The following is a 21,630-nucleotide window of genomic DNA, read 5'->3' on the forward strand; positions in this document are numbered from 1 at the left end:
AGACGCCAGTTCAGACTGTAGCCTTGTCCGCCATCGAGCAGTCGTGGCCGTGGCCCGTCTCGACCTGCAACGTGGCGTGGCCGATGCCGAATTTGTCGTGGAGCATCGTCCGGGCGTCGCTGAGGAATTGGTCGCCGGGGTGGCCGGCGGGCATTACGAGATGCGCGGTTAGAACGGGTTCGGTGGTGCTCATCGGCCAGATGTGGAGATCGTGGATCTCGCTCACGCCGGGCAGGCCGCACAGCGCCTCGTCGACATGGTCGAACTCGATCCCGCGGGGGACGGCGGACAGCGACATCTCGACGGTTTCGCGGAGCAGACCCCCGGTTTGCCAGAAGATCAGGATCGCGATGACGATGCTGACCGCGGGGTCGATCCAGGTGAGGCCGGTGCGCCAGATCACGAAGCCGGCGATCACCACGCCCGCCGACACCAGCGCGTCGGCAGCCATGTGGAGATAGGCACCGCGGATGTTGACGTCGCCCTTGCGGCCGCGTGCGAACATCCACGCGGTGAACGCGTTGACCGCGATGCCGATGCCCGCGACCATCGACACGGTGAGGCCGGCGGTCGGGGCGGGATCGGAGAAGCGCTGCGACGCCTCGAGCACGATCGCGCCGAGCGCGACCAGCAGCAGCAGCGCGTTGGCCAGTGCGGCCAGGATCGTCGAGCCCTTCAGCCCGTAGGTGTAGCGCTTGGTCGGTGCCGTGCGTGCGAGCATCGTGCCGCCCCAGGCGACGACGAGGCCGAGCACGTCGCACAAATTGTGCCCCGCGTCGGCGAGCAGCGCGACCGAGTCGATGCGCAGGCCGACGATCGCCTCAACGACGACGAAGACGATATTGAGGCCGATGCCGATCGCGAACGCGCGGTCGAACGAGGCCGGGGCGTGACTGTGGCCGCCGTGCGAATGGCCGCCGCCGTGTGAGTGACCATGCGCATGGTCATGTCCGTGATGATGTCCGCCCAAAGCCCGCGCTCCGCTAAATTCGGCCGCCGCCTAGCATTGACGTATCGTGAGATACTAGGACGCGAGAGACATTCTCGCACGTCGCCAATCACGCAACGGTCTCCCCTCCCTCGAAGGGAGGGGCAGGGGGTGGGTCGGCCGGTTTATGTCGCAACGGCAAGGACATGCGGGACCCGACCCACCCCCAACCCCTCCCTTCCAGGGAGGGGAGCAGCTTACCCTGCCACCAACCCACTCCGTCACCCCGGCGGAGGCCGGGCCCACCGTCCCGCGCACGCAATTCTCTCGAATGTGCGGAACAGTGGATGCCGGAACGAGGCTCTCCTGAGCTAGTCGAAGGGTCCGGCATGACGGTGGAAGCGGTCACCCCTCGTTCGCGAGCGCCTTCAGCCGGTACAGTGCGTCCAGCGCATCGCGAGGGCTCATCGCGTCGATATCCAGCTTGGCGAGATCCTCGCGCAGCACGTCGCACGCAGCCTCCTCGACCTGCGCAGCGGCGGCGAACAACGGCAGGTCGTCGAGCCCGGCTGCGAGCCCCCCTGTCTTCGCCCGCCCGGCCTCGAGCTTCGCCAGCACCGCCTTCGCACGCGCCACCGTAACCGGCGACATCCCCGCCAACCGCGCGACGGCCAGCCCGTAGCTCCGATCCGCCGGGCCATCGGCGAGTTCGTGGAGCAGCACCAGCTCCCCCTTCCATTCGCGCGCGCGGACGTGGTGCAGCGACAGTGCCTCGCAGCGCTCCGCCAACCGAGTCAGCTCGTGGTAATGCGTCGCGAACAGGCAGCGGCAGCGATTGTCCTCGTGGATCGCCTCGACCACCGCCCAGGCGATCGCGAGGCCGTCGTAGGTCGAGGTGCCGCGCCCGACCTCGTCGAGGATCACGAACGAGCGCGGCGTCGCCTGCGCGAGGATCGCCGCGGTCTCGACCATCTCGACCATGAACGTCGACCGCCCGCGCGCGAGGTTGTCCGACGCGCCGACGCGGCTGAACAGGCGGTCGACCAGACCCAGCGTGGCCTTGGTCGCGGGCACGTAGGACCCGGCCTGCGCAAGGACTGCGATCAGCGCGTTCTGGCGGAGGAAGGTGGATTTACCGCCCATGTTCGGGCCGGTGACGAGCCACAATCGCGAATTTTCCGACAGATTGCAGTCGTTGGCGACGAACCGGTCGCCCGACTTGGCCACCGCCGCCTCGACCACCGGATGCCGGCCGCCCTCGATTTCGAAGCACGCGTGATCAACCAGCGAAGGCCGCGCCCAGGCGCCTTCTGCGGCGCGCTCCGCCAACCCGGCCGCGACGTCGAGCCGCGCGATCGCATCCGCGGTCGCCGCGATCGCATCGCGCCCGGCCAGAGCCTGCGCCGTCAGCTCCTCGAGATGCGCCGCCTCTGCCGCCAACGCATGTGCGCTTGACTGCGACACCTTCGCCGCGACTTCGTGCAGGGCAGGGGTATTGAAGCGGACCACGCCCGCGAGCGTCTGGCGATGCGTGAAGCCACTCTCGGGCTTCATCAACGGATCCGCGGCCCGCGCCGGGACCTCGACATGATAGCCGAGCACGCCGTTGTGCCGGATCTTCAACGCGGTGACGCCGGTCGCGGTGCGGAACTCCGCCTCCAGCGCGGCGATCGCGCGTCGCCCGCCAGCGCCGGCATCGCGCAGGTCGTCGAGCGCCGCGTCATAGCCCGCCGCGATATACCCGCCGTCCGATGCCTCGATCGGTGGCGACGGCACCAGCGCGCGCTTGAGCAGGTCGATCAGCGCGCCGTGCCCGCGCAACCTCGGCGCAATTTCTCGCAACAACACCGGCGGATCGACGATCACATCCATCCGCTCGCCAAGGCTCCACGCGCCGTCCAGCCCGTCGCGTAACTGCCCGAGATCGCGAGGGCCGCCACGCCCCGCCGCGAGCCTGCCGAGCGCCCGCCCGATGTCCGGCAAAGCGCGCAACGTCGACCGCAACCGCTCGCGCGCGGCTTGGTCGTCATGGAACAGCCGCACCAGATCGAGCCGCGCATCGATCGCCGCCTTGTCCATCAGCGGCGCGCCGAGATCCGCGCCGAGCAACCGCGCCCCGGCCCCCGTCACGGTCCGGTCGACCGCGTCGAGCAGGCTCCCCTTCCGCACACCGCCGGTCGTGCAGGTCAGCTCCAGGCTCTCGCGCGTGGCGGCATCGATCGCCATCGTCTCCGCCGCCCGACCGATCCGCGGCGGTCGCAGGAAGGGCATCGCACCCTTCGCATTATGCTCCAGATACGCGACCAGGCCTCCGGCTGCGGCCAGCCCCGCGCGACCGAACTGCCCGAACCCGTCGAGCGTCGCCACGCCGTACAGCCGCTTCAACCGAGCCTCGCCTGCACCGCTGTCGAAATCTATCTTCGGGCGCAACGTGGTAGCGGCTTCCTCGAACGCGCTAGCCTCTGACGCAACAACCTCGGCCGCACCGAGCCGCGCGAGTTCCGCCTCGACCGCATCACCCGCAACCTCGACGATCTCGAACAGCCCGGTCGACACGTCCGCCGCGGCGATCGCCACCGATCCGCCAGCCTCGCCGATCGCCACGCACCAATTGTCTGACCGCGCGTCGAGCAAAGCCTCCTCGGTCAGTGTACCCGCGGTCACCACGCGGACGATGGCGCGGGCGACGAGCGTCTTCGATCCGCCGCGCGCCTTGGCTTCCGCCGGACTCTCGACCTGCTCGGCGATCGCCACCCGGTGGCCCGCCTTGATCAGCCGTTGCAGATACACCGTCGCCGCATGCACCGGCACGCCGCACATCGGGATCGGCTTGCCCTCATGTTCCCCACGCGCGGTCAGCGCGATGTCGAGCACCCCCGCCGCGATCCGCGCGTCGTCCATGAACAATTCGAAGAAATCGCCCATCCGGTAGAACAACAGGCAATCCTGCGCCTCCGCCTTCAGGCCGAGATACTGCGTCATCATGGGGGTAGGAGCGGGGTGCGACATCACGGTGCGGGTAGCGAAAAGCCGCGCCCCATAAAACCCCTCTCCCCTTGGGGAGAGGGAGGGGCCCGCGCGAAGCGTGGGAGGGTGAGGGGGCGTGAGGCTCGGGTGCTCACCCCAACGCCCCTCATCCGGCGCATTCGCGCCACCTTCTCCCCGAGGGGGAGAAGGCCGTTCCAATCGCGGCATCGTCTGCGTAAAGACACAGGCCACAGAGAGAGGCCCCGCCCATGTCCGACGAAACGCTGCAATTCTCCGAACGCGAAGCCTTGCTCTTCCATTCGGAAGGCCGCCCGGGGAAGATCGAGATCATCGCGTCGAAGCCGATGGCGACGCAGCGCGATCTCGCGCTCGCCTATTCGCCCGGCGTCGCGGTGCCGGTGCAGGCGATCTACGACGATCCCGCGACCGTCTACGACTATACCGCGAAGGGAAACCTCGTCGCGGTGATCTCGAACGGCACCGCGATCCTCGGCATGGGCAATCTCGGGCCGCTCGCCAGCAAGCCGGTGATGGAGGGCAAGGCGGTGCTCTTCAAGCGCTTCGCCGACGTCGACGCGATCGATATCGAGCTGAAGACCGAGGACGTGAACCGCTTCATCGACGCGGTCGAGCTGATGGAGCCGACGTTCGGCGGGATCAACCTCGAGGACATCAAGGCGCCCGAATGCTTCATCATCGAGCAGGCCCTGCGCGAGCGGATGAACATCCCCGTTTTCCATGACGACCAGCACGGCACCGCGATCATCACCGCCGCCGGCCTGATCAACGCGTGCCTGCTGACCGGGCGCAAACTCTCCGAGGTCAAGATCGTCGTCAACGGCGCGGGCGCGGCGGCGATCGCCTGCACCGAACTCGTGAAAGCGATGGGCGTGCGCGGCGACAACGTCATTCTCTGCGACCGGAAAGGCGTGATCTACCAGGGGCGCGAGGGCGTCGACCAGTGGAAGTCCGCGCACGCCGCGATCACCGAGACGCGCACGCTGACCGAGGCCTTGGTTGGCGCCGATGTGTTCCTGGGGCTCTCCGCGGCGGGTTCGCTGACGCCGGAGATGGTCAAGGACATGGCCCCCGCGCCGATCATCTTCGCGATGGCCAATCCCGAGCCGGAGATCCGCCCCGAACTGGCGATGGCCGCGCGTCCCGATGCGATCGTCGCGACCGGCCGTTCGGATTATCCGAACCAGGTCAACAACGTGCTCGGCTTCCCGTTCATCTTCCGCGGGGCGCTCGACGTCCGCGCGACTGGCATCAACGACGCGATGAAGATCGCCGCCGCCAATGCGATTGCGGAGTTGGCGCGCGAACGCGTTCCGGAAGAAGTCGCGGCCGCATACGGCGTCAGCCACAGCTTTGGTCCGGCGTACATCATTCCGGCACCGTTCGATCCGCGCCTGATGGAAGTCGTCCCCGTCGCGGTCGCCAAGGCGGCGATGGCCTCGGGCGTGGCGACCAAGCCGATCCTCGACATCGAGGCGTATCGGCACTCGTTGCGGGCCCGCCTCAACCCGACCACCTCGGTCCTGTCTATGGCGTACGAGGGCGCACGCGCGCACCCGAAGCGCGTGATCTTCGCGGAGGGCGAGGAAGAAGTCGTCCTGCGCGCCGCGATCGCCTTCAAGGAAGGGGGGTATGGCACCCCCGTCCTGGTCGGCCGCGACGACGTGCCCGACCGGTTGCGCGCGCTCGGCGTCACCGATCCCGAGAGCTTCGAACTCCACAACAGCCGCGTCTCGCCGCTCGTACCGCGGATGGTCGACTTCCTCTATTCGCGGCTCCAGCGTCGCGGCTATCTGCGCCGGGATTGCGAGCGGATGGTCAACCAGGACCGCAACATCTTCGGCGCGCTGCTGCTCCAGCTCGGCGAAGGCGACGCGATGATCACCGGCATCACGCGCACCTACGGCGAGACGATGCGCCAGATTTATCGCGTGATCGATCCGGTCGCGGGGAAGACGCCCTTCGGTATCCACCTGCTGGTCGGGCAGAGCCACACGGTGTTCATTGCCGATACCACTGTCAACGAACGCCCGACCGCCGAGCAATTGGCCGATTTTGCCGAGCAGACCGCGGCGGTTGCGCGGCGGATGGGGCATGAGCCTCGCGTGGCGTTCCTGAGCTATTCGAACTTCGGCAATCCGAAGGGGGAGTGGCTCGACAACATCCGCGATGCGGTCACGGTGCTGGACGGGCGGAAGGTCGGGTTCGAGTATGAGGGCGAGATGGCGCCGGATGTCGCGCTGAACCCGAAGCAGTTGGCGAACTATCCGTTTGCGCGGCTGTCGGGGCCGGCGAACGTGCTGATCATGCCGGGGCTTCAGTCCGCGCATATCTCGGCGAAGTTGTTGCGGGAATTGGGTGGTGACTCGGTTATCGGTCCGATGCTGATCGGGATGGAAAAGCCAGTCCAAGTCGCCCCGATGACGTCGACCGCGAGCGAACTGGTGACCCTGGCCGTTCTCGCTGCCGGCGGCATAGCGCGCTAATCTCCCTCACCATACGGGGAGAGGGAAGGGGCCCGCGGCACTTGCCGTGGGAAGGGAGAGGGGAATGAGGCTCGGGACGGTTCATCCCAACTCCCCTCTCCCTTCCGCAGCCAAGTGGCTGCTCCCTCCCTCTCCCCGGAGGGGCGAGGGAAGTAGCTTACGCGTCGATACTCGTCCCCAAAGATGCATGCACCAGCCCGCCATCCACAGTAACAGTCTCCCCGATCACATAATCCCCCGCACGGCTGGCGAGGTAGATCGCCGCCCCCGCCATATCCTCGTCCACGCCGACGCGCTTCGCCGGGATGCCTTGCGCCACCGCATCCCCGTGATCCCGCGCAGCCTTGTTCATGTCGCTCGCGAACGCGCCCGGCGCGATCGACGTCACGTTGATCGAGTCCGTCACCAGCCGCGCCGCCATCCGCTTCGTCAGGTAGATCAGCGCCGACTTCGACGCATGATAGCTGTACGTCTCCCACGGGTTCAGCCGCTGGCCGTCGATCGACGTGATGTTGATCACCTTCGCCGGCCGCTCCCGCGACGCCGATGCCTTCAACGCCGCATGCAGCGCCTGGGTAAGGAAGAACGGCGACTTGACGTTGAGGTCCATGACCTTGTCCCAGCCGACCTCCGAAAACTCCTCGAACGGCACGCCCCACGCCGCGCCCGCATTGTTCACGAGGATATCGAGCTTTGACTCATGCTCGGCGAACTGCGCGGCCAGCGCCTTGCACCCCGCCACCGTCGAGACGTCCTGCGGCAACGCGATGCAGTTGGGCCCGAGTTCCGCGGCCGCCGCCTCGCACACATCGGCTTTCCGCGACGAGATATACACCTTGGCCCCCTGTGCGATGAAGCCTGCGGCGATCATCTTGCCGATCCCGCGGCTGCCGCCGGTGATCAGCGCGACGCGGCCGTCGAGCCGGAACAGGTTGGTCGTATCCATCACGCATCCTCCGAATGTTTGCGCGCTTGGTATCGCCGAGCGCCGTCCGCCGCAAACCCGTTTTTCGAACCAGCCGTCATTGACGAGTGCGGCGCCCGTACTATGCTCGCCAAAAGAGCAGGAGAGAGCGTGTGAGGTTTTCTGGCAAGCGTGCCGTCGTGACCGGCGGTGCGTCCGGCATCGGCCGGGCGACCGCGCTGCGACTCGCCGACGAAGGCGCCACCGTCCTGATCGGCGACATCGACGAGGCCGGCGGCCACGCGATCGCCGACGCGTCCGGCGGCCGCATCCTGTTCCAGCGTACCGACGTGCTCCAGGCGGGCGATATCGAGGCGTTGATGCAGACCGCCGACGACGCGGGCGGGCTCGACATCCTGTTCAACAACGCCGGCGCGGGCGGCTCGCGCGACCCGATCGGCGATATTTCCCCCGAGGACTGGGACCGCACTCAGGCGCTCCTCCTCCGCTCGGTCGCGCTCGGCATCCGCTACGCAGCACCCTTGATGGCGAAACGCGGCGGCGGCACGATCGTCAACACCTCGTCGGTATCCGCGCTCGGCACCGGCTATGCGCCGACCGCCTATTCCACCGCCAAGGCCGGCGTGCTCCACCTCACCAAGCAGGCCGCCGCCGATCTCGCGCAGCACAAGATCCGCGTGAACGCGGTCGTGCCCGGCTTCATCGTCACCAACATCTTCACGCGCACGCTCGAACTCGACGCCACCAAGACGTCGCAGGCCGACGCGATGATCGCGCATATCGCCGCCGACGCGCAGCCGATCCGCCGCCCCGGCACCAGCGAGGACATCGCCGCCGCGGTCGCGTTCCTCGCCAGTGACGATGCGAGCTTCATCACCGGCACGCACATCCTCGTGGATGGCGGCATGACGATCGGCACGCGGCCGAGTTGGGACCCTGCGCAACCCTCGCTGTTCGCCATGCTCGACAAGCTGAAATGACCGCCGCGTCATGAGCGCACCCGCCCGCCGCCTCTCCAACGGCACGATGGCAAGCTACGGCTTCGGCGCGGTCGCGTACGGGGTGAAGGACGCCGGGTTCGGCACGTTCCTGCTGCTGTTCTATAATCAGGTCGTCGGGCTGCCGTCCGCCACCGTCGGGCTCGTCATCATGATGGCGCTGCTGATCGACGCGTTCGTCGATCCGGCGGTGGGCTTCTTCTCCGATCGCACGCGGACGCGTTGGGGGCGGCGGCATCCGTGGATGTACGCGTCTGCGCTGCCGATCATGGTCGGCTGGCTGCTGCTGTGGAACCCGCCTGCGATAATGTCCGAACCGCAGACGCTCGTCTGGCTGTTCGTCATGGCGGTGATCGTGCGCAGCGCGGTGAGTTGCTACGAGGTCCCCTCGGTCGCGCTGACGCCCGAGCTGACGTCGGGGTATGACGAGCGCACGCGGATCATGGCGTATCGGTACCTGTTCGGCTGGGTCGGCGGGCTGCTGATGCTGTTGTCGGCGTACCAGTATTTCCTCGCGCCGACGGCCGCGTTCCCGAACGGCCTGCTGAACCGCGCGGGCTATGGCGGCTTCGCGCTGGCTGGCGCGATCTTCATCGGCGTTGCGATCCTCGTCTCCGCGCTCGGCACGCATCACGAGATCAGGCATCTGCCGAACCCGCCGATCGCCAAGCAGACCCTCCGCGAGTCCTTTGCCGAACTGCGGCAGACGGTGAAGAACCGCGCCTTCGCGATCCTGATGGCGGCGGGCGTCTGCGCGTACACGATCCAGGGCATCAGCTACGCCATGTCGAACTACCTTTACACCTATGTGTGGGGCTTCAAGGGCCCGGTGTTCGTCTATTTGACGATCGCGTTGTTCTCGGGCGTGTTCCTCGCGTTCCTCGCCGCGCCCCGGCTCGGCAGGACGGGGAGCAAGCCGAAGGCGGCGATGGGCGCGGTGCTGCTCGGCGCGGCGCTCAATACCTCGCCGTATTGGCTGCGGATGCTCGGCGTGTTTCCCGAGGTCGGCGATCCGTCGCTGCTGCCGATGCTGTTCGGGTTCTTCATCCTCGGCACCGCGTCGAACGTCACCGGGTTCATCCTCGGCGCGTCGATGATGGCGGACGTGGTCGAGGATTCGGAGGCGAAGACGGGGCGGCGGTCGGAAGGCGTGTTCTTCGCCGGCTCGTTCTTCGTCCAGAAATGCACGAGCGGGATCGGGATATTCTTCGCGGGGATGATCCTCGCGGTGGCGGGGTTCCCGGCCAAGGCGACGCCGGGGACCGTGCCGGTCGGGACGATCGATCGGCTGACGTTGATCTACGCCGGCCTTTATATCGTGCTGGCGTGCGTCTCGGCGTTCTTCTTCTCGCGGTTCCCGTTTGGCCGGGTGGAGCACGAGGCGCGACTAGCCAGACTAGCTGGCGCGCCCAGCATCGACGCGGCCCCATGCGAACCCTGACCTTCCCCCCTCCCTGAAAGGGAGGGGCCGGGGGTGGGTCGGCCGCCTGTCGAGCGCTCCGTCGGCCAACGGGCCGACCCACCCCCAACACCTCCCTTCCAGGGAGGGGAGCAGGACGGTGACAGCCACCCTTCCAGCAACGGGACCCGCGCGGTAGGACCCAAGCTTGGCCGTCCCGATATCGAGGAACGGCGACATCGGAGTTCCCATGCGTATCCCCGCCCTAGCCACCGCCCTGACGCTCGTCCTCGCATCCCCCGCCGTCGCGCAGACGATTGCCCCGATCCTCACCACCCCCGACGCGCACGACCCGCATAGCTACGCCCGCCCCGCCGAGGCGCGCGTCATGCATGTCGCGCTCGATCTCGCCGCCGACTTCGACACGCACGTCATCCGCGGCATCGCCACACTCGACATCCTCGCGGCCCCCGGCGCCAAGCAAATTGTTCTCGACGACAACGGCCTCAAGATCGTCAACATCACCGACGCCGCCGGCAAACCGCTCCCCTACTCGGTTGGCGCGGTCGACAAGATCCACGGCGCGCCGCTGACCGTCACGCTAAACGGGGCCAAGAAAATCCGCATCGCCTACGCCTCGTCGCCTGACGCGAAGGCGCTGCAATGGCTGACCCCTGCGCAGACCGCGGGCAAGAAACAGCCGTTCCTGTTCAGCCAGGGCGAGGCGATCCTCAACCGCAGCTGGATCCCGACGCAGGACTCCCCCGGTATCCGCCAGACCTGGGAAGCGAAGATCGCCGTTCCCAAGCAACTCACCGCGGTGATGAGCGGGCTCGCGACCGGCAAGCCGACCTGCGCTGCCGATCGCTGCACGTTCCAGTACAAGATGGACAAGCCCGTCGCGCCGTACCTGATCGCCCTCGCGGTCGGCGACATCGCGTTCAAGTCGACCGGCCCGCGCACCGGGATCTGGGCCGAACCCGCGACCCTCCCCAAGGCCGCGTATGAATTCGGGGAGCTCGAGAAATTCGTCGCCGCCGCGGAAGGGCTGTACGGCCCGTATCGCTGGGGCCGCTACGACGTGCTGGTCCTGCCGCCGTCGTTCCCGTTCGGCGGCATGGAGAACCCGACGCTCACCTTCGCCACGCCGACCGCGATCGCCGGCGACCGCAGCCTCGTCTCGCTGATCGCGCACGAGCTCGCGCACAGCTGGTCGGGCAACCTCGTGACGAACGCGACCTGGGACGATTTCTGGCTCAACGAAGGCTTCACCAGCTATTTCGAAAACCGGATCATGGAGGCGCTCTACGGCAAGCGCCGCGCCGACATGGAGGCCGACCTCGCCTGGACCGACATGCTCGCCGCAGTGAAGGACGCCGGTGGCCCCGCCGCGAAGGACACGCAACTCCACCTCGATCTCGACGCCGCGCGCGATCCCGACGACGGCATGACGCAGATCGCCTACGACAAGGGCGCTGCGTTCCTCCGCACGATCGAGAAACAGGTCGGGCGCGCCCGCTGGGATGCGTATCTCCGCAGCTATTTCGACCGCCACGCCTTCCAGCCGCAGACCAGCGCCGGCTTCCTGGCCGACCTCAAGTCGAAGCTGCTGACCCCTGCCGAAGCCAAGACGATCGGCGTCGATACGTGGGTCTACAGCCCCGGCATCCCCGCGAACGCGGTGCACGTGACGTCCGCGGCGTTCCCCGCAGTCGATGCGGCGGCCAAGGCATATGCGGCCGGCGGGCCGGTCTCGGGCGTTCCGGGCAAGGCAACTACGCAGGAGATCACGCGCTTCATCACGCAGTTGCCGCGGAAGCTTCCGGCGGAGCGGTTGAAGACGCTCGATACCTCATTCGGCTGGAACACCACCGGCAATGCCGAGATCCGCTTCGCCTGGCTGCAACTCGCGCTCGCCAATCACTATGCGCCCGCCGACGCCTCGGCCGAGCAGTTCCTGACCTCGCAGGGTCGGCGTAAATTCGTCGCGCCGCTGTTCCAGCAGATGATGAACTCGGGCGACTGGGGCCACAAGCTGGCGATGCAGATCTACGGCAAGGCGCGGCCGGGCTATCATGCGGTCACACAGGTCACGGTAGACCGCATAACCGGTTGGAAACTCATGAACTGAGCCGCCCTGAGCGCCCGTTCGGGGCGTTGGTCGGCGCGATAACACGCTTCGTCGGATATGGTTCCCGCACGGGTTCCAATTAAATCGAACCTCCCGTAGCCAGAATGCGACAAACGGGTTTTGGCCGGGGGGTCTCGATGAATTTCAAGGCGTTAGCAGCGCGTTTTGCGCTGGTGGTATCGTGCGGCCTGATGACGGCCACCCCTGCTGCGGCTCAGTTCTGGCAGTGCGTGACGTTCGCTCGCTCGGTGTCGGGCATCGAAATCCGCGGCAACGCCAACACCTGGTGGAGCCAGGCCGAGGGTCGCTACGAGCGTGGCCACACCCCGAAGGCCGGCTCAGTCCTCGCCTTCTCGCCGACTTCCCGGATGCGCGTCGGCCATGTCGCGATGGTCTCGAAGGTGGTCAGCGACCGCGAAGTCCTCCTTACGCATGCCAACTGGTCGCGTCCCGGCGCGATCGAGACCAACGTTCGCGCGGTCGACGTCTCGGCTGCCGGTGACTGGAGCATGGTGAAGGTGTGGTACGGCCCGCAGGGTGACCTCGGCACCTCGGCGTATCCGACCAAGGGCTTCATCTACTCGGGCCACGCGCCTGCTGGCGACACGCTCGACGCACAGCCTTCGTACCAGATGGCCAGCACCACCCACACCATCACCGCAACGCAGCGCGCCAACGCCGCTCAGCTTGCGACGATCCAGCACGGCCCGACCGATCCCCGTGGGATCTTCACGCTAGTGAACGAGGCGAACTGAGGTTCGTCTTTGTGAAGGCTGCCTGACGTCATCGACAGCCCACGCTCCAAACTCGAAGTCTCGCTGCTGATCACCCTTCGATGGTTCAGCGCACTGACCTGATCCTAACGACACCACCCCGGCGAAGGCCGGGGCCCAGTTGGAAAGGTCGCGGTAACAGACCGCCACCTCCATTAGCGACGTCCCCCAACTGGACCCCGGCCTTCGCCGGGGTGGTGTCTTCTGAGGGCGATCACTGTTCGACTGAACTTCTTGTTCTCCCGCGAAGGCGGGAGCCCAGGCTGGACCCCCGCCTTCGCGGGGGAACACTCTATTTGCTCAGCAGCGATCCGCGGTGGCCGCCTGACGGATGAACGCCCTCAAGCAGCCTTGAACGTCAGCGCATCGCCATTCATGCAATAGCGCTTCCCCGTCGGCTTAGGCCCATCATCGAACACGTGGCCGAGATGCCCGCCACACCGCCGGCAATGCACCTCGGTCCGCCCCATCCCCATCGTCGAATCCACCCGCGTCCGCACCGCGTTCGGCAACGGCTGCCAGAAGCTCGGCCACCCCGTGCCGCTCTCGAACTTTGTCTTCGACGAGAAGTTCGGCAGCGCGCAGCCGCCGCACGAGAAGATCCCCGCGCGATGTTCGCCGTTGAGCGGGCTCGAATAGGGCCGCTCGGTGCCTTCCTTGCGCAGCGTATCATACGCGTCCGGCGACAGCTTCTTGCGCCACTGCGCGTCGGTCAGCGTCACCTCGAACCGCTCGGCGGCCTGCGCGGGCTGCGACGTGCATCCCCAGAGCGCGAAGCCGGCAACGCCTGCTCCGGCAAGCGTGAGGAAAGCGCGGCGGTCCTGGGTCATGTTCGTCTCCATGGTTCGGATATAGGTACGGTCGAACCACCCGATAAGGTTACGCCGAGCCTCAGTATTTGCTGATTTCCACCGGCAGCGTGCGATAGCCGTGGACGAAGCACGCCGCGACCCGCGTCGGTTCGGCGAGCACGTTGATCCGCATGCGGCGGGCGGCCATTTCCTCCAGCAGGATCGCGATCTGCATTTCGGCCAGCCGCGCGCCGACGCAGCGGTGGATGCCGTGGCCGAACGCCAAGTGCCGCCGCGCGTTCGGGCGGTCGACCACGATCGCATCCGCATCGTCGCCGAACACGCTCTCGTCGCGGTTCGCCGAGATGTACCAGAGCGCGAGCTTGTCGCCGGCCTTGATCTGTTGCCCCATCAGTTCCGCGTCGGCGGTCGCGGTGCGGCGCATGTGTGCGAGTGGCGTCTGCCAGCGCAGAATCTCGCTCACCGCGTTGGGGATCAGCGTCGGGTCCGCCTCCAGCTTCGCGCGCGACTCCGGGAACTTGTCGAGGCCATAGGCGAGCGCCGACATCGAATTGCGCGTCGTGTCGTTGCCGCCGACGATCAGCAGGATGAGATTCCCGATGAACTCGTTGTGATCCATGTGGCTCATCGCGTCCGAGTGGATCATCATCGAGATCAGGTCGGGCGTCGGATCCTTGTCGATCTTCGCGTCCCACAAGCCTTTGAAATACGATCCGCATTCGAACATGTACGCGAGCCGCTGGCCGCGTAGCTCCTCGTTCTTGACGATCTCGATATCGCCTGCCCAGTCCGACCATAGGGTCAGCTTCCGTCGGTCCGCCCAGGGAAAGTCGAACAGGATCGCGAGCATCTGCGTGGTGAGTTCGATCGCGACGGTATCGACCCAGTCGAACGGCGTATTCCACGGCAGGCTATCGAGCATCTCCGCGGTCCGCCTGCGGATATCGCCCGACATCCGGGTCATCTCGCTGGGGGTGAAGGCGGGTGCGACGGTGCGGCGCTGGCCGGTATGAACGGGCCGGTCGCGCGCAATGAACATCGGCATGCGGACGTCGCGCTCGGCGACGAAATCGGCGATCGTGATCCCGCCCGCCTCGGAGGAGTAGAGATCGGGGAGGGATTCGACCTCGACGATGCCCTTGTAGGAAGAGACCGACCAATAGGGGCCGTAGTCGGAATGCTCGACATAGTGGACCGGGGCTTCGGCGCGGAGTTGCGCGAACGGTGCCTGCCAGAGGTCGTCGCGGTAGAGTTCGGCGCGGCTCACGTCGAGCGGATCGACCGTCTGTTGCGCTACGTCTCTTACTAGAGTCGCCATCGTTTCTCTCCCGTGTTTTGCCGCAGGAGAGGCTTTGCTGACACTTATGTCAATAGGCGCCGTTCTCCTGCGAACGCAGGAGTCCAGGACCGCGAGGGATGGCGTTCGTCAGCCTGGGCTCCTGCGTTCGCAGGAGAACGGTTAAGCGACTGCCTTGGCCTTGCGCCGCCAGAACGGCCGGGCGCTGCCCGATTGTAGGACGCCGCGGCGGAAGAGGCGGGCCCCCACCGTGATGAAGATCGTCACCCACAAGGCTTGCCATGCGAGCGCGGCGGCGTGTGGCCACAGTTCGGGCGAGTTTGCCGCGCGGCCGGCCATTGCGAATGGCGAGGAGAGGGGGAACAGTTCGGCGGCGGTGGCGAGCCAGCTGCCGGGGTGGGAGACCGCCGCGGAGGACAGTCCGAACATCGCGACCTGCAGGATCGTGATCGGCAGCGACAGCATCTGGATCTCGCGCATCGTCGTCGCCTGCGCGCCCACGCCGAGGAATACCGAGCCGAGCAGCAGATACGCCATGCTGAAATACGCCGCGAACAGCAGCGCGAACATCGGTGCGCCGACCGCCGGCGTCAGGTCGCCTAGCGCCACCGCCGCGGCGGCAGGCATCAGCGACGTGATCTGCGTAACGACGGTGCCCCAGAACGCGACGAACAGCACCGCGACGCCGAACATCCCGATCAGCTTGCCGAAGAACACCGATTCCAGCGGCACCGCGGCGGCGAGCACCTCGATCACCTTGTTGTTGCGCTCCTCGGCCATCGTGCCGACGACCTGACCCGACAGGAACAGCGTCAGGAAGAAAATCCCGAACACCGCGAAGAAGGCCGACTGGTGCTGCCCACCGACCGAGGTGGTCGAGCGCGTGATCTGCGTCTTGGTCGCGGCGATCGTCGGCAGCGTGCCGCCGAGCTTCTCCGCCGCGAGCGTCGTCTGTGCGAGCAGCCCGAGATAGTCCGCCGAGCGCTTCCCGCGCGGCCCGTACAGGATCTGCGGCGCATCGAGCGGGCCGTACAGCACCGCAGACGCATCGATATCCTTCGTCTCGAACGCCGCGCGCGCCTGCGCCGCGGGATCCGCAGTCGGCGCTACGATCGACAGTTCGGGGGGCGCTTCGTCGTTGCGGAACATGCCGCGCAGACGCTGGTCGGACTCGTCGATCGGCCGCGCAGTGGTGGCGGGGACGATCGCGACGATCCGCGTCTTGTCCTGCGCGTCGCCACTGACGCTAGCCGCGCCCAACCCACCTATCGCGCCGAACGACCCCATGATCAGGGGCGCGAACAGGAACAGCAGGAAGATCGGCGTGAACACGGTGGCGATGAAGTCGCGGCGTGCTATCGTAAAGGTCTGGCGGAGGGTGCGGCGGAAACGGCTCATGCCGCGTCCTCCTTCGCGATGTCGGCATGCTGCCCAACGATCCTTACGAACGCTTCGTGCAGGCCGGGCCGCTCGATCGACAGCCCTGAAATCCCGTATCCCGCGTCGATCAGTCTCACGAGCAAGCTCTCGATCCCTTCGTTCGGCAGCTCGAACCGCCAGCTATCCCCGTCCGCTACCGCATCCGATGGCAGCACGCCGCGGATCGCCGGATCGGGGCGGTGCGGCGTGTAGTGGACGCGTTGCGGCAATATCCCTCGCGCGTCCGCCACCGTGCCTTCGAAGCGCCGCTTGCCGCCGGCAATGATCGCGAGGCGGTCGCACAGCCGTTCGGCGTGGCTCATGATATGGGTCGAGAACAGGATCGTCGCGCCGCGATCGCGCTCGTTGAGGATCAGCTTCTCGAGGCGCTCCTGGTTGACCGGATCGAGCCCCGAAAACGGCTCGTCGAGCACGAGCAGGTCGGGCTGGTGGACCACCGAGCCGAGCAGCTGCACCAGCTGCGCCATGCCCTTCGACAGCTTGCGGATCTTCTCGTCGACCGCATGGCCAAGCCCGGCGGCTTCCATCAGCACCACCGCACGCTCGCGCCCGGTCTTCCAGTCGAGCCCACGCAATGCCCCCAGGAACGCGATCGCCTCGCGCGCCTTCATCGCCGGATACAGCCCGCGTTCCTCGGGAAGATAGCCGACCCGGTCGCTGGCATCGCGCGGATTGTCGTAGCCGAGCAGCGTGCGGCTACCCTCGTCGGGCTCGATGATCCCGAGCAGCATCCGCAGCGTCGTCGTCTTGCCCGCGCCGTTGGGCCCGAGCACGCCGTACACCGAGCCGCGCGGCACCATCATGTCCACCCCGTCGACCACGCGCCGATCGCCGAACCGCTTTACGATCCCGTTCGCGGTGACCGCCCATTCATCGTTCACGCGCAATCTTCCTACCGAGGGTGGCGTCGTGGTAGCGGGCGGACGTGGCGCAAGACAAGCTGGAACACAGGCTGAAGGCCAAAGCGGCGGAACTGGGCTTCGTCGCGTGCGGGATCGCGCATGCGGGGGCGGCGCCGCGCGCGGGCGAACGGCTCCACCAATGGCTGGCGGATGGGCGCCACGGCGACATGATCTGGATGGAGGAGCGCAAGCACCACCGCGAGAGCCCCGCCGGCCTCTGGCCCGAAGTCCGCAGCGTCATCGCGCTCGGCATGAGCTATGCGCCGAAGGACGATCCGTTGCGCTTGGCGGACGAGGGCGGGGTGGGGCGCATCTCGGTCTATGCGCAGGGGCCGGATTATCACGATGTCGTGAAGCGGCAGTTGAAGGCGCTCGGGCGGTGGCTGGCGGCGGAGGCGGGGCGCGACTTGCCGCCGTTCGACCTGAAGGTGTTCGTCGACACTGCGCCGGTGATGGAGAAGCCACTCGCCGAAGCCGCCGGGCTCGGCTGGCAGGGCAAGCACACCAATCTCGTCAGTCGTGAGCATGGCAGCTGGCTGTTCCTCGGCGCGATCTACACGACGCTCGATCTAGAGCCGGACAAGGGCGGCGTTGACACCTGCGGCAGTTGCGACGCGTGCCAGACCGCATGCCCGACCGCGGCGTTTCCGCAGCCGTACCAGCTCGATGCGCGCCGCTGCATATCCTACCTGACGATCGAGCATGCCGGCCCGATCCCGCACGAATTCCGCACCGCGATCGGCAACCGCATCTATGGCTGCGACGATTGCCTCGCCGTCTGCCCCTGGAACAAGTTCGCCGCCGCGGCCAACGCGAACCTGGCGTTTCATCCTCGTGCGGAGTTGGTCGCGCCGGAACTCGCCGACATCTTGGCGCTGGACGATGCGAGCTTCCGCACGGTGTTCGCGGGCTCGCCGATCAAGCGCATCGGTCGCGCCAAGATGATCCGCAATGCGCTGATCGCCGCGGGCAACAGCGGCGATCCCGTCCTGACCGAACCGGTCGTGCGGCTCTTGGAAGATCCCGCTTCGGTCGTTCGCGATTCGGCGATCTGGGCGCTGGCCCGGCTCGATCGCGTGCGGTTCCTGAACGAACGCGCCGGCCGCATTTTGCACGAAGCCGACGACGGCATTCGCGCTGCATGGGCGTCTGCCGACGCCATGCCGGCCGATCGGCAGCAGTCGACGCCCGCGGATGCGAAGGACGCTGCCGACCTCGCAGCCGACAGCGTCCTCCCGTTTTAGGCGACGTCCCGGTCACCCTCGGGCGCGCCGATACGATCGTTCGCCGCAGCTCCGGAGATCTCGATCCGGCGCGGCTTCATCGCCTCGGGCACCTCACGCTTCAGGGCGATGACGAGCAGCCCGTTGTCGAACCGCGCGTTCTGTACCTGGACGAAGTCGGCCAGCTGGAAGCGTCGCTCGAACGCGCGGGTCGCGATGCCGCGGTGCAGGAACCGGCTCTCATCACGATTGTCCGGGCGACGTCCGGTCACGGTCAGCTGATTGTTCTGTGCCACGATCTCGATATCGTCGGGACGGAAGCCCGCGACCGCCAGCGTGATCTGATAGCTGTCCTCGCTCTCGCGCTCGATATCGAACGGCGGATAGCCCTCGGGTGCCTCCATCCGTGCGGTGGTTTCGAGCAGGTCGAACAGCCGATCAAAGCCGACCGTCGACCGGCGATAGGGAGCGAAATCGAAGTTGGTCCTCATATTCAAATCCTCCTCATGAGCAATCTGAGCACGAGGAACACCGGAAACCGAGCCGGTGCCCTCAGGTGACGCCGGACCGAAATGCGCCCGGTGACGGCAAAATAATTTTGCCTGGACCGCGTTCAAGAGGAGCTGTGAATTTTTTTGGAAGGCCGTTCGTGCGGCCTGCAATCGACCGAAAACCGTGCGGGGAGAGCGACTATTTGCCCCCCTCACGCCGGGTCAGCGCCGCGACGCAACTCGCCCGGTCGATCGTGCTGCCGTCGGGTTCGCGCGCGTCGAGATAGGTGACGCGCGGGGCGTCGGACCCCTTGGGATACAGATACGCGTCGAGCACGCAGATGCCGCTCTGAAATTGGAGCTTCCGCGCGCTGCCTTCGCGGACGTCGGCGTCGGGTTGGCCGAACAGTTTGGTCAGGCCTGCGGCATCCTGGCCGAGGACGCGTTCTAGCCCGACACTCGTATACGGTATCGCCGGGCGTCCGACCGCGGGCTTGGCGACCGGTGCGGCGCAACCGGCCAAGCCGCTGCCGAGGGCCAGCGCGATGGCTATAGTGGTCAATCGCGTCATGGTCGGCCTTTGCGAGAATACTGGCTGTGGAAATAATGCGTTGCCATTGCGGCCCCCAGCACGGGCGCGGCGATGTTGAGGACCGGAACCACGAACAGCCCGGTGTTCGCAAGCCCCAGCACGAACCGGCTCCCCTTGGTCGTCGCACGCCAGCCCCGCATCGCCGCCGCATCCATGTGCCGCGCCGCCACCATGTCGCCCAGATCGCGCCCGAGCAGCCAGCCATTGACGATGAAGAACGCGGCGGCAGTCCCGACACCGGTAACCAAAAGCGCGATGTAGATGGGCAGCATCACGAGGTTGACGAGCACGACGCGACCGGCCGAGCGGAGCCCCATCGCGAGGCTCCGGGCGAACGGAACGGGCCGGGCGGTGCGCAGGGCTTCGGGATAATGCCGCGCCTCGACCGCTTCTACGACCTCGTCCGCGAAAATCCCGACGACCGCGATCGCGACTGCACGGAACAGCAGCCACAGCGCCAGGATCGTGACGAACACCGCGAACGCAGCGGCAAGTCCGTCGGAATGCCAGTCGAGCCACGCGGCGAGCGCGGCCTGCGTACCCCACCACGTGCCGACGCCGAGCAGCGCGAAGACGAGCAGCGTGACGACCATCGACTTGACGAACACGCGCAGGACCGGCGGATCGGTAAGCTGGCCAAGCGAGAGGATGAGGGCGCGGAGCATGGCTCGGGATGCCGTGGGGGCAGGCGAAGGTCAACGCGCGTTTCCGCCGTATCTCCGTCGTTTTAGCTTTTCGGCAGCCCGACCTTATCCCGTTCCCCCGCGGACGCGGGGGCCCAGCTAAACCAAAGCCACCGCCCGAGACCCTGGCCCCCCGCGTTCGCGAGGGAACAGCAGAGGGCGGGGGGCACGGATTATCCAAACCGCCGAGCCGCCGAAGTTTGGCCCTCCCAAATTAAAGCCACCACCCCGGCGGAGGCCGGGGCCCAATTGGAAATGTTGTCGTGATGACGCGCAGCCCGTCGTTATCACTGTCCCCCAATTGGGCCCCGGCCTCCGCCGGGGTGGTGGTCTTTCCCAGCTATCAATCGGCACTTCGATCATTGCGTTCGTTGTGGCCAATCATTCCCACCCCCCACACCAGTTGCACCAATCCCCCCCGGCATTTACGGCAGAGCTTTCCCGCATTCCCGGAGTTCCCCCTTGAGCACACCCACTTACGATGTCGTCGCGATCGGCAATGCCATCGTCGACATCCTCGCCACCGCCGACGACGCGTTCATCGCCGAGATCGGCGTCGCCAAGGGCTCGATGCAGCTCATGTTCTCGTCGGAAGAAGCCGACGCGCTCTACGCCAAGATGGGCCCCGGCATGGAGATCTCCGGCGGGTCGGCGGCCAACACCGTCGCCGGCATCGCCGCGCTCGGCGGCAAGTGCGGGTTCATCGGCCAGGTCGCCGACGACCAGCTCGGCCAGGTCTTCGCGCATGACGTCCGCAGCATCGGCATCGAGTTCGCGACGCCGGTCCGCGCCGGCGACCCGACCACCGGCCGCTGCCTGATCTTCGTGACGCCCGACGGCCAGCGCACGATGAACACCTTCCTCGGCGCAGGGCAATTCCTTCCCGCCGCCGCGATCGACACCGCGATGATCGCCGACAGCGCGATCCTGTATCTCGAAGGCTATCTCTGGGATCCCGAAGAGCCGCGCGCCGCGATGCGCGCCGCGATCGACTGCGCACGCGGGGCAGGCCGAAAAGTTGCCTTCACGCTCAGCGACGTGTTCTGCATCTCGCGCCACGGTGGTGATTTCCGCCAGCTGCTGTCGGACGGCCTGATCGACATCCTGTTCGCCAACGAGAGCGAACTCGCCGCGCTCGCCGAGACCGACGACTTCGACGCCGCCGTCGCCAAGATCTCGGCACAGGTCCCGACCCTGGTCGTCACCCGTGGCGAGCACGGCGCCTGCGCGATCCAGAACGGCAATCGTGCCGAAGTGAAGGCCGAGCCGATCGCCAAGGTCGTCGACACCACCGGCGCCGGCGACCTGTTCGCGGCGGGTTTCCTCCACGGTCAGGCACAGGGCTACGACCTGCACGCATCGTTGAAGCTCGGCGCGGTCTGCGCAGCCGAGATCATCAGCCATGTCGGCGCCCGCCCGATGGTCGACATGAAGGCGCTCGCCGCCAAGCATATCGGCTGAGCCAAGCCTTGTGTCCCCGCGAAGGCGGGGACCCAGACTGGGCTCCCGCCTTCGCGGGAGAACACGCTTGGTGCGAAGGCATA

Annotated in this window: 17 protein-coding genes; 7 read left to right on the plus strand and 10 right to left on the minus strand. The window is 66.9% G+C overall.

The genetic code is table 11. The features are described from left to right. Positions 1 to 10 precede the first annotated feature (10 nt). On the minus strand, positions 11 to 970 hold the full coding sequence (locus AC1ME3_RS08635; RefSeq protein WP_480955645.1) for a cation diffusion facilitator family transporter: 960 nt from the start codon (positions 968 to 970) through the stop codon (positions 11 to 13). A gap of 363 nt (positions 971 to 1,333) precedes the next feature. Then, entirely contained in the window at positions 1,334 to 3,913 is a 2,580-nt protein-coding gene (gene mutS, locus AC1ME3_RS08640) for a DNA mismatch repair protein MutS (protein ID WP_480955797.1), read from the minus strand. Between the two features lie 251 nt (positions 3,914 to 4,164). Here mutS and AC1ME3_RS08645 point away from each other — a divergent pair, with 251 nt between their 5' ends. After that, positions 4,165 to 6,420, plus strand: a complete 2,256-nt coding sequence (locus AC1ME3_RS08645; RefSeq protein WP_480955646.1) for an NADP-dependent malic enzyme — start codon at positions 4,165 to 4,167, stop codon at positions 6,418 to 6,420. Between the two features lie 157 nt (positions 6,421 to 6,577). Here AC1ME3_RS08645 and AC1ME3_RS08650 read toward each other — a convergent pair whose 3' ends face one another. Continuing rightward, positions 6,578 to 7,366 carry an SDR family NAD(P)-dependent oxidoreductase gene (locus AC1ME3_RS08650; protein ID WP_480955647.1) on the minus strand — a complete coding sequence of 263 codons (789 nt, stop codon included), beginning with the start codon at positions 7,364 to 7,366 and terminating at the stop codon, positions 6,578 to 6,580. 131 nt (positions 7,367 to 7,497) lie between these two features. Between AC1ME3_RS08650 and AC1ME3_RS08655 the strand changes: the two genes are divergently transcribed. From AC1ME3_RS08655 to AC1ME3_RS08670, 4 genes are all read left to right on the plus strand, one after another. Continuing rightward, positions 7,498 to 8,325: an SDR family NAD(P)-dependent oxidoreductase gene (locus tag AC1ME3_RS08655; protein WP_480955648.1), complete on the plus strand. Its 828-nt coding sequence runs from the start codon at positions 7,498 to 7,500 to the stop codon at positions 8,323 to 8,325. A 10-nt stretch (positions 8,326 to 8,335) separates the two neighbouring features. Continuing rightward, positions 8,336 to 9,784, plus strand: a complete 1,449-nt coding sequence (locus AC1ME3_RS08660) for an MFS transporter (protein ID WP_480955649.1) — start codon at positions 8,336 to 8,338, stop codon at positions 9,782 to 9,784. Between the two features lie 208 nt (positions 9,785 to 9,992). Next, entirely contained in the window at positions 9,993 to 11,873 is a 1,881-nt protein-coding gene (locus tag AC1ME3_RS08665) for a M1 family metallopeptidase (RefSeq protein ID WP_480955650.1), read from the plus strand. A 137-nt stretch (positions 11,874 to 12,010) separates the two neighbouring features. Further along, positions 12,011 to 12,628, plus strand: a complete 618-nt coding sequence (locus tag AC1ME3_RS08670; RefSeq protein ID WP_480955651.1) for a CHAP domain-containing protein — start codon at positions 12,011 to 12,013, stop codon at positions 12,626 to 12,628. A 359-nt stretch (positions 12,629 to 12,987) separates the two neighbouring features. On the opposite strand, the gene msrB is transcribed toward AC1ME3_RS08670, so the two are convergent. The 4 genes from msrB to AC1ME3_RS08690 form a co-directional block, all read right to left on the minus strand. Next, positions 12,988 to 13,476, minus strand: coding sequence for a peptide-methionine (R)-S-oxide reductase MsrB (gene msrB, locus AC1ME3_RS08675; protein ID WP_480955652.1), 489 nt, complete (start codon positions 13,474 to 13,476; stop codon positions 12,988 to 12,990). Between the two features lie 61 nt (positions 13,477 to 13,537). After that, positions 13,538 to 14,776 (minus strand): cytochrome P450, encoded by a 1,239-nt coding sequence (locus AC1ME3_RS08680; protein ID WP_480955653.1) that lies wholly within the window; start codon positions 14,774 to 14,776, stop codon positions 13,538 to 13,540. 141 nt (positions 14,777 to 14,917) lie between these two features. Further along, positions 14,918 to 16,153 carry an ABC transporter permease gene (locus tag AC1ME3_RS08685; RefSeq protein ID WP_480955654.1) on the minus strand — a complete coding sequence of 412 codons (1,236 nt, stop codon included), beginning with the start codon at positions 16,151 to 16,153 and terminating at the stop codon, positions 14,918 to 14,920. Then, positions 16,150 to 17,076, minus strand: coding sequence for an ABC transporter ATP-binding protein (locus AC1ME3_RS08690; protein ID WP_480955655.1), 927 nt, complete (start codon positions 17,074 to 17,076; stop codon positions 16,150 to 16,152). Before AC1ME3_RS08690 ends, AC1ME3_RS08685 begins: the two co-directional genes overlap by 4 nt. A gap of 44 nt (positions 17,077 to 17,120) precedes the next feature. On the opposite strand from AC1ME3_RS08690, the gene queG reads away from it, so the two are divergent. After that, complete coding sequence (queG, locus tag AC1ME3_RS08695) at positions 17,121 to 18,341, plus strand: tRNA epoxyqueuosine(34) reductase QueG (RefSeq protein WP_480955656.1); 1,221 nt, start codon at positions 17,121 to 17,123, stop codon at positions 18,339 to 18,341. Here queG and AC1ME3_RS08700 read toward each other — a convergent pair. From AC1ME3_RS08700 to AC1ME3_RS08710, 3 genes are all read right to left on the minus strand, one after another. Further along, positions 18,338 to 18,811 (minus strand): Hsp20 family protein, encoded by a 474-nt coding sequence (locus AC1ME3_RS08700; RefSeq protein WP_480955657.1) that lies wholly within the window; start codon positions 18,809 to 18,811, stop codon positions 18,338 to 18,340. The genes queG and AC1ME3_RS08700 overlap by 4 nt on opposite strands. A 199-nt stretch (positions 18,812 to 19,010) precedes the next feature. After that, the gene (locus tag AC1ME3_RS08705; protein WP_480955658.1) at positions 19,011 to 19,382 is read right to left on the minus strand and encodes a hypothetical protein; all 372 of its coding nucleotides are present in this window, start codon (positions 19,380 to 19,382) and stop codon (positions 19,011 to 19,013) included. Then, entirely contained in the window at positions 19,379 to 20,068 is a 690-nt protein-coding gene (locus tag AC1ME3_RS08710; protein ID WP_480955659.1) for an EI24 domain-containing protein, read from the minus strand. The genes AC1ME3_RS08705 and AC1ME3_RS08710 overlap by 4 nt, the downstream gene beginning before the upstream one ends. A gap of 480 nt (positions 20,069 to 20,548) precedes the next feature. Here AC1ME3_RS08710 and AC1ME3_RS08715 point away from each other — a divergent pair, with 480 nt between their 5' ends. Then, the gene (locus tag AC1ME3_RS08715) at positions 20,549 to 21,547 is read left to right on the plus strand and encodes an adenosine kinase (protein ID WP_480955660.1); all 999 of its coding nucleotides are present in this window, start codon (positions 20,549 to 20,551) and stop codon (positions 21,545 to 21,547) included. Positions 21,548 to 21,630 lie beyond the last annotated feature (83 nt).

This window comes from Sphingomonas sp. BL2, from assembly GCF_056680015.1.